1 pseudogene is annotated in these 644 nt (G+C 67.7%); it reads right to left on the bottom strand.

The annotated features are described in order from the left end of the window. Positions 1–231: 231 nt before the first annotated feature. Positions 232–644 (bottom strand): annotated as a pseudogene (locus ACEN88_RS33595) (hypothetical protein); the annotation flags it as partial.

Raw genomic sequence — 644 nt, 5'->3', positions numbered from 1 at the left:
CGAGGACGGCATGCTGGCCGGACGCCAGCACGGCCTCCGCCAGCGCGGCGGCGAGGCCGGTGGTGGCGTCGGCGATGAACCAGACGGGTTGCGTGGATTGCGACATCGTTCCTCCTTGCTGCGTGCGGAGTGCCAGACTTTAGGCACTCCAGGAAGATGATTCTAGATGCTGGACGGGTACGATTGAATAGGCGATTTTCCGAAAGTCTTGCCTAAAATTCCAAGCATCATTCAATCCAGCGGCGGCATGCCGTAGTAATCCGGCGCGCCGTCCGGCACGACGTCGATCCGGTCGAGCACGACGCCGGGGTCGAGCGCGTGCACCGCCAGCGTATGCATGCCGGGCGCCAGGCGCCCCACGCGCCACGCGCGCACCGCCATGTTGGACAGCACGTCTTCCTTCCATTGCTCGCTGCGGCCGACGGTCGTGATGTCGACCACTTCCGGCGCGCCGCCGTCGAGGCTCACGGCGAAGCGCACGCGGTGCGCCGCCGTCAGCGGATGCTCGGGCACGGCGACGAGCCTGATCTGCATGTCGCCGGCGCCCGCCGTCGCGAAACGATACTGCAGCGGCGCACTGGCCGCCAGATCGGAGGCGGCGCCGACCCGGCCCTGTCGCTGCAATGCGGAGAGCAGGCCGTGAA

Origin of the sequence: Massilia sp. CT11-108 (genome assembly GCF_047302915.1) — a bacterium.
Lineage (GTDB): Bacteria > Pseudomonadota > Gammaproteobacteria > Burkholderiales > Burkholderiaceae_D > Telluria > Telluria orientalis.
The sequence above is the reverse complement of the archived record's forward strand: the minus strand, read 5'-3'. Positions and strand labels throughout refer to the sequence as shown.